This window comes from Mesorhizobium sp. ISC15 (assembly GCF_037162615.1).
GTDB classification, from domain to species: domain Bacteria; phylum Pseudomonadota; class Alphaproteobacteria; order Rhizobiales; family Rhizobiaceae; genus Mesorhizobium; species Mesorhizobium mediterraneum.
Genome location: NZ_JAVSPX010000001.1, coordinates 1374732 through 1388532, shown reverse-complemented (window position 1 = coordinate 1388532; position 13801 = coordinate 1374732). Strand labels below are relative to the sequence as shown.

Below are 13801 nucleotides of genomic sequence, written 5' to 3'. Positions count from 1 at the left end.
TCCTTCTCCCCTTGGGGGAGAAGGAAGAGGTGCTACTTCAGCACCTTGCCATCGGCGCCGAACCGATAAGTCTTTGCCGGATCCGGCGTCGCATAAAGGGTAGCACCGGGTTCGGCATTATAGACGCCGAAGATGCGCACGGTGATCAGCCCGGCCTTCTCGCAATCGAGATAAAGATTTGTGTCGGCGCCGAGATGCTCGGCATGGACGACCGTGCCTTTCCAGGCGCCGGATTTCGCATCGACGGTCAGGTGCTCGGGGCGGACGCCGATGGTCTTGGCCGTCTCGCCAAGCCTGGCGCCGTCGACGAAGTTCATCTTCGGTGAGCCGATGAAGCCGGCGACGAATTCATTCGCCGGGGAGTTATAAAGCTCCATCGGCCCGCCGATCTGCTCGATCTTTCCCGCGTTGAGCACGACGATCTTGTCGGCCAGCGTCATCGCCTCGACCTGGTCGTGGGTGACATAGATCATCGTCGCCTTCAGCCGGCGATGCAGTTGCGCGATCTCCAGCCTGGTGTTGACGCGCAGTGCCGCATCGAGGTTCGACAGCGGCTCGTCGAACAGAAAAAGCTTGGGCTCGCGCACCACGGCGCGGCCGATGGCGACGCGCTGGCGCTGGCCGCCGGACAGCTCGGCCGGCCGCCTTGCGAGATAGGGCTCCAGCGACAGCATCGAGGAGGCGATGCCGATGCGGCGGTCGATCTCGGCCGGCGGCGTGCCCGCCTGCTTGAGGCCGAGGCCCATATTGTTCTTCACCGTCAGATGCGGGTAGAGCGCATAGGTCTGGAACACCATGGCGATGCCGCGCTTGGCCGGTGGGGTTGCTGAGACGTCCGCTCCGTCGATCACCACACGCCCCGAGGTCGAATCCTCCAGTCCGGCGATGACCCTGAGCAGCGTCGACTTTCCGCAGCCGGAGGGGCCGACGAAGACGACGAACTCGCCATCGGTCACTTCGAGGTTGATGCCTTTCAGCACCTCGACCGGCCCAAAGGCCTTCTTCACATTCTCGATGTTCAGCGAGCCCACGGCGTTCCTCCGGATTGGAATGTGGGCGCAGAAGCACCCCCCTCTGGCCTGCCGGCCATCTCCCCCTCAAGGGGGGAGATTGGCAGCTTTGACGCCGCCGCACTCTTCTCGATGTTGGTGATTGGCGAAAGAAAACGTGACGGCAAATCTCCCCCCTTGAGGGGGAGATGGCCGGCAGGCCAGAGGGGGGCGCCGTAGAGCGCAACTCCGGACGATAATTCTCTTGTCACAATTGCACCGCCTTCCCGCTGCGAACGCTCTCGTCGGCGGCAAGGCAGACGGCGAGCGACTTCACCGCGTCGTCCATGTGGCGGGTCAGATCGAGATCCTCGCGGATCGCCTTCAGCACAAAGGCCTGTTCGAGGTCGCAGAGATCCTGATGGCCGGGCTCACCCTCCATCGACAGCATCTCGTCAGCCTTGGCGAACTTGCCGTCCGCACCGGTTGCCGCACTGTGCAGGCGGATGGTCGATGTCTTGGTGTGGGTGTCGATGTCGTCGGATCTGACACCCTCCTTCATGACGATCGACACGCAGCCCTTGGGCGAGATCACGTCCTTCACGAAGAAGGCCGTCTCCGAGATCATCGGCCCCCAGCCGGCCTCGTACCAGCCGACCGAACCGTCGTCGAACAGCACTTGCAAATGACCGTAATTGTACATCGTGGGCGCGATCTCCTCGCTCAGCCTCAGCCCCATGCCGCGCACCTCGACCGGCCTGGCGTCGGTGATCTGCAGCATCACGTCGAGGTAGTGCACGCCGCAATCGACGATCGGTGACGTCGTCTGCATCAGCTGCTTGTGTGTCTCCCAGCTATGGCCGGAGGATTGCTGGTTGAGGTTCATGCGGAACACGTAAGGGCCGCCGAGCTTGCGCGCCTCGGCGATCAGCCTGATCCAGGAGGGATGATGGCGCAGGATGTAGCCGATCACCAGTTTCTTGCCGTTGGCCTTGGCCGCGGCGACGACGCGTTTGGCGTCCGCCACCGTCGTCGCCAGCGGCTTTTCGACGAAGACATCGCAGCCTGCCTCGAACGCCTTCACCGCATAGTCGGCGTGGCTGTCGGAATAGGTGGCTATGCAGGCGACATCAGGTTTTTCGTCGCGCAGCGCCTCGTCGAAGGAGCGCCTGATATCATAGCCGGAAAGCACGGCCGGCAGCGGCACATCCGAGCGGTTGACCAATGCTGCGATCTGGAATCCCGGATTGGCGTGATACGCCAGCGCATGGCTGCGGCCCATATTGCCGAGGCCGGCAACGACGACGCGAAGGGGTTTTTCCGAATTCACTTGACCGCTCCCGAGGTGATGCCGCGGATCAGTTGCCGCGAGAAGATGACGTAGAGGATCAGCACCGGCATGATCGCCAGCGACAGCGCAGCCAGGATGGCGTTCCAGTTGGTGACGAACTGGCCGAGGAACAGCTGGGCGCCGAGCGTCACCGTCTTGGTCTCCTCCGACGGCGCCAGGATCAGCGGGAACCACAGATCGTTCCAGATCGGGATCATGGTGAAGACGGCGACGGTTGCCATCGATGGCCTGACCAGCGGCAGCACCAGCCGGAAGAAGATCGTGTATTCGGACAGGCCATCGATGCGGCCGGCATTCTTCAAATCGTCGGACACCTGTTTCATGAACTCCGACAGGATAAACACCGCCAGTGGCAGGCCTTGCGCGGTGTAGACCAGGATCAGCGCCGTCAGCGTGTTGACCAGCCCGCTCGCCACCATCAATTGCAGGATGGCGACGGTGCCGAGACGGATCGGGATCATGATGCCGAGCGCGAGATAAAGCCCCATCATCGTGTTGCCGCGGAAGCGGTATTCCGACAGCGCGAAGGCGGCCATGGCGCCGAACAACAGCACGAAGAACAGCGAGGCGACGGTGACGACAAGGCTGTTCTGGAAGTAGTGAATGAAATCGCCTTGGCCGATCACCGTGGTGTAGCCGATCAGGTCGAAGGTCTTTGGCGTCGGCGGCGCCAGCGGCGCGCCGAAGATCGCCGCGCGGGATTTAAACGAATTCACGATGACGATGATCACCGGAAACAGGGCAATCACCGTATAGGTCAAAAGCACCGCATGGGCGCCGATGGTGCGGGGCAGGGAATGGGTTGCCGTGCTCATCCCAGAGTCTCCCGATTTTGTGCCAAGGCACCCCCCTCTGTCCTGCCGGACATCTCCCACTCAAGGGGGGAGATTGGCAGCTCCAGCCTGGCGGCTTCTCTTGCAACGTTGAAAAGTGGCGAAAGCAATGCGGCAGTCCAATCTCCCCCCTTGAGGGGGAGATGGCCGGCAGGCCAGAGGGGGGTGCTCAAGCTCAACATCTCGCCCCCTAAAACTGATACCGACGCAGGCGCGTCTGGACGAGGAAGAGATAGACGCAAACGCCGCCAAGGATGATCAGGAACATCATCGTGGCGATCGCCGCGCCCATGTTGGGATCGCCGACCTGTAACTGGAAACCGAAGAAGGCGCGGTAGAGGAAGGTGCCGAGAATATCGGTCGAATAATTCGGCCCGGCTAGCGCGCCCTGCGCGGTGTAGATCAGGTCGAAGGCGTTGAAATTACCGACGAAGGTCAGGATCGAGATGATGCCTATCGACGGCAGGATCAGCGGCAGCTTGATCTTCCAGAACTGCGACATGCCGGTGATGCCGTCGCATTCGGCCGCCTCGATCACCTCCTCGGGGATGGACAGCAGTGCCGCATAGATCAGCATCATCGGGATGCCGACGAACTGCCACACCGAGATCAGGCTGAGCGTGGTCAGCGCATATTGCTCTTTGCCGAGCCACGGCGTGAACAGGCTTTTGAGGCCGACAAGATCCATCAGGTTCGGCGCCACGCCCCACAGCGGCGACAGGATCAGCTTCCAGGCGAAGCCGACGATGACGAAGGACAGGATCGTCGGCACGAAGATCGCCGTGCGGTAGAAGGCGGAGAACCTGAGCCGCGGGCTGGACAGCAATGCGGCCAGCAGGACGCCGATCGGGTTCTGCACGACCATGTGGATGATGAAGAACCAGACGTTGTTGCGCAGTGCGTTCCAGAAATTGACCGACCAGTTGGGATCGCCGAACAGCCTGCGGAAATTTTCGAACCCGACGAAGACCTGGGCCTGCTCGATGTTGCGAAACAGCGAGAGCTGCAGCGTGCCGGCCAGCGGCAAGATCATGATCGCCGTATAGACCAGCACCGCCGGCGCCAGGAAGACGACGATATGCCAGCGGAACGGTCGTTTCGGTGCTGCGGCCATGCGTTCGGTCCCCGCCGATCAGGTTCTTGCAATTGCCGCAAAAAGGCGCGGCGCCTCCCTCCCCCTCGAGGGGAGGGTGCCTCGCGAAGCGAGGCGGGTGGGGTCGGCCAAGGCAGTGCGCCATCGTGACTTCGACCGTGCCTTTCAGCAACGATGAAGCCGCGGCCTGCCTTTACCGACCCCCTCTGTCGCCTTCGGCGACATCTCCCCCTCGACGGGGGAGATAGCGCTCGCTCTTACTTGCCAGCCTTGTACCAGCTGTCGAGGCCGTCCTGCAGCTTCTTGGCCGCAGCTTCCGGCGTGACGGTGCCGTTGATGACGTTGGCCGATTCAACCCACGTCTCGTTCTCGAGGTTCGGCGTGCCGCGCGACAGGATCTGATAGGTCGAGCGGATCGTCGACTTGCACTTGTCGCGCCAGGAGACGAATTCCTGGGCCAGCGGGTCTTCCATCTTCACCGGGGTGTTGTTCAGGCTGAAGAAGCCCGGCAGCGCGTTGGCGTAGATGGTGGCGAAGTCAGGCGAGGCCACCCATGTCAGGAAGGTCTTGGCCGCATCCGCGTTCTTCGACGCTGCATTGAGGCCCATGCCGATGTCGGTGTGGTCGGAGATGTAGCAGGTGTCGCCGGCCTTCTGCACCGGCGGCGGGAATGCGCCCATCTTGAACTGCGCCTGCGTGTTGAACAGGCCGATTTCCCATGAGCCGGCCGGATAGATGGCGGCGCGGCCGAGCGTGAACAGGTTCTGGCTGTCCGGGTAGGTCTGTGCCTCGAAGCCGTCGCCGAGATAGGGCTTCCACTTGGCCAGTTCGGCATAGGGTGCGACCCACTGCGGATCGGTCAGCTTCTGCTCGCCCTTGATCAGCGCGGCGCGGCCTTCCTCGCCCTTCCAGTAGTTCGGGCCAATGTTCTGGTAGCCCATGGTCGCGGCTTCCCAGAGGTCCTTGGTGCCCATCGCCATTGGAATGTAGGTGCCGTCGGCCTTGATCTTGTCGAGCGCCGCAAAGAACTCGTCGCGCGTCTCCGGCACCTTGATGCCAAGCTTGTCGAAAGCGTCCTTGTTGTAGATGAAGCCGTGGATGACGGAAGCCATCGGCACGCAGAAGCTCGCCTTGCCGTCGTCGGTCTGCCATGCGGCCTTGGCGACGTCGGAGAAATTCTCCATGCCGGGCAGCGTCGAGATGTCGGCGAGGTTGCCTTTCTTGAACAGCTCCAGCGACTTGTCGAACGGGCGGCAGGTAATCAGGTCGCCCGCCGAGCCGGCGGCGAGCTTGGCGCCGAGTGCGGCGTCATATTCGGTCGGCGCCGACGGCGCGAACACCACTTTGATGCCCGGGTTCTTGGCCTCGAAAGCCGGGATCAGCTTGTCCTTCCAAATGGCAAGGTCGTCGCCGCGCCAGCTTTCGATGTTGAGCGTTACGTCCTGGGCATAGGCCATTCCGGCTGAGCCGAGAATGCTGGTGCCGAGAAGAAGTGCCGTCAGTAGTTTCGTTGTCATGCTCAGTCTCCCTGTTGACCTTTTTCAGGTTCGGTTTTGAGAACAGGGGCTTTTTGCCCCATGCTCCCCTCAATCACGGAAAGGGCCGGGCGCAGCTTCTGGCCGGTCCCTTCCAGTATCTTCTCGGCCGCATCGGCGCTGGCGGCGCCGGCGGCGAGCAGAATAGCAGTCTTGACGCCGCCGCCGCTCTTCTCGAGCAGGCGCGCCGCATCCTCCTTGTCGCGCCCGCTGATGGCGGCGACGATGCTTGCCGCGCGGTCGCGCAGCTTGATGTTGTCGGCCATGAGGTTGACCATGTAGCCGTCATGCACATGGCCGAGATGGATGGCGGCCAGCGTCGAAAGCATGTTGAGCGCAATGTTCTGGGCGGTGCCGGCGCCCATGCGCGTCGAGCCGGCGATCAGCTCGGGCGGCGTTTCGAGCACTATGGCGATATCGGCCAGCCGAAGCAGCGGCGCATCCTTGTTGTTGGCGATGGCGATGGTCGCCGCGCCCCGGCGCCTGGCGTCCTCGATAGCCCTGACGGCATAAGGGGTCGAGCCGCTGGCCGAGACCGCGATCAAGCAGTCGCCCTCGCCAATGCCGGCAGCGGCAACCGCGGCCGAGGCTTCGCCGGTGTTGTCCTCCGGCCCGCCGGCCAGTGTCTTGAAGGCATCGTCGCCGCCGGCGATCAGTATGGCGATGCGGTCGCGCTGAATGCCGAAGGTGCCCGGCAGTTCCAGCGCATCGGCCAGCGCCATCAGTCCCGAGCTGCCGGCCGCCGCATAGGCGAGCTTACCGCCGCTCTTCAGCCGGGCGGCGATGATCTCGGCTGCATCGGCGATGGCGGGGATGGCGCCGCGCACCGCCTTGGCGGCCTCGATCTGCGCATTGGCCAAAGAGGAAAGGATGGCGTCCGGAGCCTGGATGTCCAGCCCCTCGGCATTCTGGTGAAGCGCTTCGGTGCGCGTTTCGGCCATACCGTTCCCTCCAATCCACAAAACAATACCAAAAAAATACCACTTGTCCACACGCATTAACGGAATCGTTGCAACCAAATCGGCATGCCGGCAGAATGCATCGATTTTTCAATAAAATACCGCTTAATCTTTTTGAAACAGAAATTAATCCTTGGCTATTGGTACTTTATTGGTATTATCCGCCCGGAGGAGAAATCGCGTGAATTTCGTGCTTGGCATCGATGGCGGAGGCACCAGCTGCAGGGCGGCTCTTGCGACAGCGGGCGGCATGGTCGTCAGCCGCGCCAAGAGCGGCGCCGCCAACATCCGCACCGATCTCACCGGCGCCAGGGCCAACATCGTCGACGCGGCGAGGCAGGCCTTTGTAGCCGCCGGACAAGACCCCGAACTGATCCCGCAAACCCCGGCCATCCTAGGCCTCGCCGGCGCCAATGTTGGCACCTACAGGCAGCAGCTCGAAGCCATCCTGCCGTTCAGCCAAAGCCGTGTCGAGACCGATGCCGAGATCGCGCTGGAAGGCGCGGTCGGCTCCGGTGACGGCGCCATGGCCATCCTCGGCACCGGCACCGCCTATATGGCGCGCAGACAAGGCAAATCGCGCGCCATTGGCGGCTGGGGTTTCCAGGTCGGCGACCAGGGCAGCGGCGCCCGCATCGGCCGCGACCTGCTCGAACAGACGCTGCTCGCCTATGACGGCATCCGCGAAGCGTCGCCGCTGACGCAGGCCATGCTCGCCATCTTCCGTGACAATCCCGAGGATTTGGTCGAGTTCACCACCAATGCCAAGCCCGGCGATTTCGGCGGCTTCGCGCCCAAGGTCTTCGACCATGCCGAAAAAGGCGACGCCGTCGCCAACTGGATCCTGGACAAGGCGGTCGCCGATGTCGAGGCAGCACTTGGCGTCCTCGATCTCGGCGGCGACGATCCGCTGTGCCTGCTCGGCGGGCTGGCGCCGTTTTACGCGCCGCGCCTGTCGTCGCGCTACCGGGCGCTGCTGAAGCCGCCGCTCGACGATGCGCTGGGCGGCGCGGTGCAGATGGCGGTCCGTGTCTTCGCCAAAGCGGAGGCAGCGCGATGAGCGAGGCCGCCGACCAGATTTTCGCCACGCTGAAGCAGTCCTCGCAAAGCGGCGCGCCACTCTATCTGCAGCTCAGGAAGAGCATCGAGGACGCGGTCAATCGCGGCCTGATCGGGCCGGGCGACGCGCTGCCTTCCGAGCGCGACATCGCCAGCAAGGCCGACATTTCGCGCGTCACCGTGCGCAAGGCGGTGCAGGATCTGGTCAAGGGCGGCATCCTCGTCCAGCGCCACGGCTCCGGCACTTTCGTCGCGCCGCGCATGGAGCGCGTCGAGCAGTCGCTGTCGCGGCTCACATCCTTCACCGAAGACATGGCGCGGCGCGGCATGGCTGTCCGTTCGGCCTGGCTCGACCGCGGCCTTTATGCGCCCTCGCCGGACGAGATGATGGTGCTCGGACTGTCGTCGAACGAGCTGGTGGCCCGCGTGGCGCGCCTGCGCATCGCCAACGACACGCCGCTGGCGATCGAGCGCGCGGCACTGTCGGCCAGCGTGCTGCCCGACCCGGCAGGAATAGGGTCCTCGCTCTATGCTGCGCTGGAAACGACCGGCCTCCGGCCGGTGCGGGCGGTGCAGCGCATTTCGGCCGCCAATCTCGGCGACAGTGACGCGCGCCTGCTCGAAGTGCCGCCCGGGATTGCCGGGCTGCACATCGAGCGTATTTCCTATCTGGCGAGCGGCAAGGTGATCGAATTCACCCGCTCCATCTACAGGGGCGACGCCTATGATTTCGTCGCCGAGCTCCGGCTGAGCGGGCCGGGCGAAGAGGGCCGGCCATGAGCGCGACCAAAACTCATATGCGGCGCGAGATCGAGGAGATCCCGGAGGCGACCGCGCGCCTGCTCGATGGTTCGGCAGCCGTGCTGACCGAGGCCGGGCGCGGCATTCGCGAGCGCGACCCGCATTTTATCGTCACCGTGGCGCGCGGCTCCTCCGACCATGCCGCCACCTTCATGAAATATGCCGTGGAGCTGACCGCCGGCCTCGCGGTCGCTTCGGTCGGTCCTTCGATCGCCTCGATCTATGGCGCCAAGCTCAAGCTCGGCGGCTCGGCTTGCCTGGCGATCTCGCAATCGGGCAAGAGCCCGGACATCGTCGCCATGGCGCAAGCCGCGAGGGAGGGTGGTTCGCTGACCGTCGCCATCACCAACACCGCCGATTCGCCGCTGGCGCGCGCCTGCGACTACGCGATCGACATACTGGCCGGGCCGGAGCGCAGCGTCGCGGCGACCAAGACCTTCGTCAATTCCGCCGTCGCCGGCCTCGCCTTGATGGCGCACAGCACCGGCGACGACAAGCTTCTGGCAGCACTTGCCTGCCTGCCGGAGCATTTCCGCAAGGCGATCGCCTGCGACTGGATGGCGCTGGCCGGTGCCTTGGAGACGCCGAAATCGCTGTTCATCCTCGGTCGCGGTCCGTCCGCGGCGATCGCCAATGAGGCGGCGCTGAAGTTCAAGGAAACCTGCGCCATGCATGCCGAGGCCTATAGTGCTGCCGAAGTGATGCATGGCCCGCTGGCGCTGGTCGGGCCCGACTTCCCGGTGCTGGCGCTCGCCGCCCGCGATGCTTCCGAGCCGTCGGTTGCCGAGGCTGCCGACAGCCTGGCGGCCAAAGGCGCGGCCGTTTTTGTGACCTCGGACAAGGCGAAAAGCGCTCAGCAACTGCCGCATGTCGCCACCGGCCATCCGCTGACCGACCCGCTGGCGCTGATCGTGTCCTTCTATGGCTTCGTCGAGGCCTTTGCTCGCCATCGCGGCCTCGATCCGGACACGCCGCCCAATCTTCGCAAGGTGACGGAAACCATATGAGCGACCGTTTTGCCCTGACTGGCGCCCGCATATTCGACGGTGAGGACTGGCATGACAACGCCGCCCTTGTCGTGCGTGACGGCCTTGTCGAGGCCATCGTTCCGGCAGGCGCCATTCCGTCCGGTGTCGAGCGTGTCGAAACCGACGGCGGCATGCTTGCGCCGGGCTTCGTCGACCTGCAGGTCAATGGCGGCGGCGGCGTCATGCTCAACGATCATCCCGATGTCGCCTCGATCGAGACCATCTGCCGGGCGCACGCGCCGTTCGGCACGACGGCACTGCTGCCGACGCTGATCACCGACACGCCTGAAATCACCGCAGCGGCGGTTGCCGCCGGAGCGCTGGCCGCGCAACAGAAGGTGCCGGGTTTTTTGGGCCTGCATCTCGAAGGCCCGCATCTATCGGTCGCCCGCAAGGGCGCGCATGATCCGGCATTGATCCGGCCGATGACCGACGTCGACCAGGCGATGCTGATAGCAACGCGAAAAACTCTGCCGGTGCTGCTGACAACGATCGCGCCTGAATCCGTCGACCCCGCGCGCATTTCGGCGCTCGTTGAGGCCGGCATCGTCGTCAGCCTCGGCCATTCCGACACCGGCTATGCCAAGGCGCGCGGGTTCGCCGATGCCGGCGCAACGGTGGTCACCCATCTGTTCAACGCCATGAGCCAGATCGGCAATCGCGAGCCGGGGCTGGCGGGCGCGGCCATCGATACCGGCACATTGTTTGCCGGCATCATCGCCGACGGCATCCACGTCGATCCCGCCACCATGGCGATTGCCTTGCGCGCCAAGCAGGGGCCGGCAAAAATTTTCCTGGTCACCGACGCCATGGCGACGATCGGCACCGACATGACCTCGTTCACGCTGAACGGCCGCACCATCTACCGCAAGGACGGCCGGCTGACGCTTGCCGACGGGACGTTGTCAGGCGCCGATCTCGACATGATCGCCGCCGTGCGCTTCGTTCACCACGTCGTCGGACTGGACCTGTCGGAGGCGCTGCGCATGGCTTCGCTCTATCCGGCACAAGCGATCGGCCAGGCGCATCGGCTTGGGCGCTTCGCCAACGGCACCGCCGCCGATATTGTTGCGCTGTCGGACGAATTGGACGTCAAGGGCGTCTGGATAGAAGGCGACAAGGTTTTCGGAGCAGGCATCAATTGAACGCAAACCTCTTGCTTCAGCCGGCTTTGGCCGGCGCGTAGAGGCCCTTGTAGGTTTCGCGCAGCAGGTTCTTCTGCACCTTGCCCATTGTGTTGCGCGGCAGCTCGTCGACGAAGATCACCCGCTTCGGGTGCTTGTATTTCGCCAGCCTTCCGGCGATGGCACCAACGATCTCGGCGGCGGTGATGGTCGAGGCCGGCGTCCGCACCACGATCGCCGTGACGCCCTCGCCGAAATCCGGATGAGCAACGCCGATCACTGCGCTTTCGATGACGCCGGGCAGCGCGTCGATCTCGCTCTCGACCTCCTTCGGATAGATGTTATAGCCGCCGGAAATGATCAGATCCTTGCCGCGCCCGACGATGTGGACATAGCCGTCGGCGTCGATCAGGCCGAGATCCCCGGTGATGAAGAAACCGTCGTCACGGAATTCCGCCTTGGTCTTTTCCGGCATGCGCCAATAACCGCCGAAGACATTGGGGCCTTTCACCTCGATCATGCCGACCTCGCCTTGGGCAAGCGTGGCGCCACCGTCGGGGTCCGCGATGCGCAGTGCCACGCCGGGCAAGGGGAAGCCGACCGTGCCGGCACGCCGCTCGCCATCATAGGGGTTCGACGTGTTCATGTTGGTCTCGGTCATGCCGTAGCGCTCAAGGATCGCGTGGCCGGTGCGCTCGCGCCAGGCCTTGTGCGTCTCGGCCAGCAGCGGCGCCGAGCCGGAAACGAAGAGGCGGATGTTTTTGGCCGCTTGGCGGTTCAAGCCGTCCTGCTGCAGCAGGCGCACATAGAAGGTCGGCACGCCCATCAGCGCGGTGGCGCGCGGCAGCAGCGAGACGATGCGGGCCGGGTCGAATTTGGTTTCGAACAGCATCGAGGCGCCGGCCATCAGGACGACGTTGGTGGCGACGAAGAGGCCATGCGTGTGGAAGATCGGCAGCGCGTGGATCAAAATGTCTGCGGCAGTGAAGCGCCAGTGGTCGACCAGCACGCGCGCATTCGAGGCGAGGTTCTCATGGCTGAGCATGGCGCCTTTCGAGCGGCCGGTGGTTCCCGAGGTGTAGAGAATCGCCGCAAGATCGTCCGGCCCGCGCACCACATCGTGGAAATCCGAAGACTGCCGCGAGGCCTGATCCATCAACGACCCTTCGCCATTGCCGCCGAGCGTGACTGTGATAGCGCCCGATGTCTCCGCCAAGGCCCCGATATCGGCTGCCCGTGCCGGATCGCAGACGACCAGCCGCGGCTCGGCATCGCCGAAGAAGTAGTCGAGTTCGGTCAGCGTGTAAGCGGTGTTGAGCGGCAGGAAGACCGCACCGGCGCGCAGGCAGGCGAGATAGAGCAGGACCGCCTGCGGGCTTTTCTCGACCTGAACGGCGACGCGGTCGCCGGCTTCGACGCCCAGTTGCAGCAGCGCGTGGGCCAGTTGCGCGGATCGCGCCAGCATATCGCCATAGGTGATCGAGCGCCCGTCACCCGTCTCCATCAACAGACACTCGGGCGCCGGCATGCAGGCGCGGAAAGCGTCGAACAAATGGTTGCTCATATGTCCCTCTTGTCCTCATTCTCCTGAGGTTGCGCCGGAAGCCGCGGCGCGGCTGACCTCGCTGGTTTCGGCAGCAGGCGGCGCACGGCGGGTGCGGCCGCCACATCGTTCCTGGCGGCGAACAGCTCGTGGTTCTTCTCGATGTCGTCGAGCTTGTAGCGATAATTGACCATCAGCCCATGCGCCTGACGCAAGGCTCGGGGCGACAGGTCGCCGAAAAGGTCGATGCGCTCCAGCCGCGCGCCATTGCCGAGATGGAACCGGGCGACCGAGTCGATCACCTTGCCGGAAGCGGTGCGGGCTTCGAGGAAATACTGTGCCGCTAGAGGAAGAAGGACCTGGCCCACGCGCTCGCGCGCGGCAGCGTCCGCATGCCAGCCTTCGTCGGCGACGAGGTCCAGCGCCTCAGTGGCGGAGGGACCGGTCTGCTCGGCTAGCCAACGGGCAAAGCCCGGCACCGGGGACAGCGTGACGAAATCGGTCAGGCCGGGAAGGTCGCGGCGCAGATCCTCGACTACCTGCTTGATCAAAAAATTGCCGAAGGAGATGCCGCGCAAGCCCTCCTGGCAGTTGGAGATGGAATAGAATACCGCCGTCGTGGCCTGCCGTGGTTGCACCAGCGGCCGCTCATCGGCAAGCAGCTCGGCGATCGTCGTCGGCATCGCCCGTGTCAGCGCGACCTCGACGAAGATCAGCGGCTCGTCGCCAAGCTGCGGATGGAAGAACGCATAGCAGAGCCGGTCGGCGGGCTCGATCCGGCGGCGCAGATCGTCCCAGGTGTGGATGGCGTGCACCGCCTCGTAGCGGATGATTTTTTCCAGGATGTTGGCCGGCGTCGACCAGTCGATCCGCCGCAGCACCAGGAAGCCGCGGTTGAACCATGACGACAAGAGGTGCGTGAAGTCGGCATCGACGATGGCGAGATCGGGCGACGTGGTCAGCCGGGCAAGCAGATCCTCGCGCATGCGCACCAGCGTCTCGATGCCGCCGGGCGCCAGGTTCAGGCGGCGCAGAAGCTCCTGCCTGGCCGGTTCGGCGGCGTCGTGCAGGGCAAGTGCGGAGCGATCGTCGGGCGCGTCGCGATAGGCATCCACGGCAGCGGCAAGCCTGACATGATCGGTGCCGAATCGATCGCGCAGCACATGCAGGAAGGCCAGCCGGCCGTCAGCATCAAGGGTGCGCCAGCGATCGAGGATTTCGCGGGCATAGGCGACGCCCGATGCCTCACCCTGGCTGGAAAGAAGACGCGTGCACAGACGCGCCAGGCTGTCGGCCGAGACCGGCTCGTCACCGCGAACGAGGTTCAGCATCATCCGGCCGCGGTCGGCGATGGTGTTCAGCAGATCAGCAAAGAAAGGGCTGCGGTTCATCGATCCAACCGTCGAAGAGGCGCCTGCGGGAGGGTCCGGGCATAAGGATGAGACAGAGAATATGGGACCGCATGTGATGAGCACAAGCGCACCGG

At 64.3% G+C, this 13801-nt stretch carries 12 protein-coding genes; 4 read left to right on the top strand and 8 right to left on the bottom strand.

The window, feature by feature from the left end; translation table 11 throughout:
• Positions 1–32: 32 nt before the first annotated feature.
• From RPG13_RS06900 to RPG13_RS06875, 6 genes are all read right to left on the bottom strand, one after another.
• Positions 33–1031, bottom strand: coding sequence for an ABC transporter ATP-binding protein (locus RPG13_RS06900; protein WP_292224661.1), 999 nt, complete (start codon positions 1029–1031; stop codon positions 33–35).
• Positions 1032–1257: 226 nt separating this feature from the next.
• On the bottom strand, positions 1258–2319 hold the full coding sequence (locus tag RPG13_RS06895; RefSeq protein ID WP_337124724.1) for a Gfo/Idh/MocA family protein: 1062 nt from the start codon (positions 2317–2319) through the stop codon (positions 1258–1260).
• Entirely contained in the window at positions 2316–3155 is an 840-nt protein-coding gene (locus RPG13_RS06890; RefSeq protein WP_126104138.1) for a carbohydrate ABC transporter permease, read from the bottom strand. The genes RPG13_RS06895 and RPG13_RS06890 overlap by 4 nt, the downstream gene beginning before the upstream one ends.
• A 208-nt stretch (positions 3156–3363) precedes the next feature.
• A complete protein-coding gene (locus tag RPG13_RS06885) occupies positions 3364–4287 on the bottom strand; it encodes a carbohydrate ABC transporter permease (protein ID WP_127206085.1) in 924 nt (307 codons plus the stop codon).
• 236 nt (positions 4288–4523) lie between these two features.
• Complete coding sequence (locus RPG13_RS06880) at positions 4524–5783, bottom strand: ABC transporter substrate-binding protein (protein WP_292503165.1); 1260 nt, start codon at positions 5781–5783, stop codon at positions 4524–4526.
• Between the two features lie 2 nt (positions 5784–5785).
• Positions 5786–6742, bottom strand: a complete 957-nt coding sequence (locus RPG13_RS06875; RefSeq protein ID WP_337124723.1) for an N-acetylmuramic acid 6-phosphate etherase — start codon at positions 6740–6742, stop codon at positions 5786–5788.
• Between the two features lie 199 nt (positions 6743–6941).
• On the opposite strand from RPG13_RS06875, the gene RPG13_RS06870 reads away from it, so the two are divergent.
• Genes RPG13_RS06870 through nagA form a run of 4 tightly spaced genes read left to right on the top strand, consistent with a single transcriptional unit; the run spans position 6942 to position 10793 of the window.
• Positions 6942–7820 carry an N-acetylglucosamine kinase gene (locus RPG13_RS06870; RefSeq protein ID WP_337124722.1) on the top strand — a complete coding sequence of 293 codons (879 nt, stop codon included), beginning with the start codon at positions 6942–6944 and terminating at the stop codon, positions 7818–7820.
• Positions 7817–8599 carry a GntR family transcriptional regulator gene (locus RPG13_RS06865; RefSeq protein WP_127206089.1) on the top strand — a complete coding sequence of 261 codons (783 nt, stop codon included), beginning with the start codon at positions 7817–7819 and terminating at the stop codon, positions 8597–8599. The genes RPG13_RS06870 and RPG13_RS06865 overlap by 4 nt, the downstream gene beginning before the upstream one ends.
• Positions 8596–9627, top strand: coding sequence for an SIS domain-containing protein (locus tag RPG13_RS06860; protein WP_127206090.1), 1032 nt, complete (start codon positions 8596–8598; stop codon positions 9625–9627). The genes RPG13_RS06865 and RPG13_RS06860 overlap by 4 nt, the downstream gene beginning before the upstream one ends.
• Positions 9624–10793 (top strand): N-acetylglucosamine-6-phosphate deacetylase, encoded by a 1170-nt coding sequence (gene nagA / locus RPG13_RS06855; RefSeq protein WP_337124721.1) that lies wholly within the window; start codon positions 9624–9626, stop codon positions 10791–10793. Before RPG13_RS06860 ends, nagA begins: the two co-directional genes overlap by 4 nt.
• A gap of 16 nt (positions 10794–10809) precedes the next feature.
• Here nagA and RPG13_RS06850 read toward each other — a convergent pair whose 3' ends face one another.
• Both RPG13_RS06850 and RPG13_RS06845 read right to left on the bottom strand, forming a co-directional pair.
• Positions 10810–12336 (bottom strand): malonate--CoA ligase, encoded by a 1527-nt coding sequence (locus RPG13_RS06850; protein ID WP_337124720.1) that lies wholly within the window; start codon positions 12334–12336, stop codon positions 10810–10812.
• Positions 12333–13706 carry a malonyl-CoA decarboxylase gene (locus RPG13_RS06845; RefSeq protein WP_337124719.1) on the bottom strand — a complete coding sequence of 458 codons (1374 nt, stop codon included), beginning with the start codon at positions 13704–13706 and terminating at the stop codon, positions 12333–12335. The genes RPG13_RS06850 and RPG13_RS06845 overlap by 4 nt, the downstream gene beginning before the upstream one ends.
• Between the last annotated feature and the right edge of the window lie 95 nt (positions 13707–13801).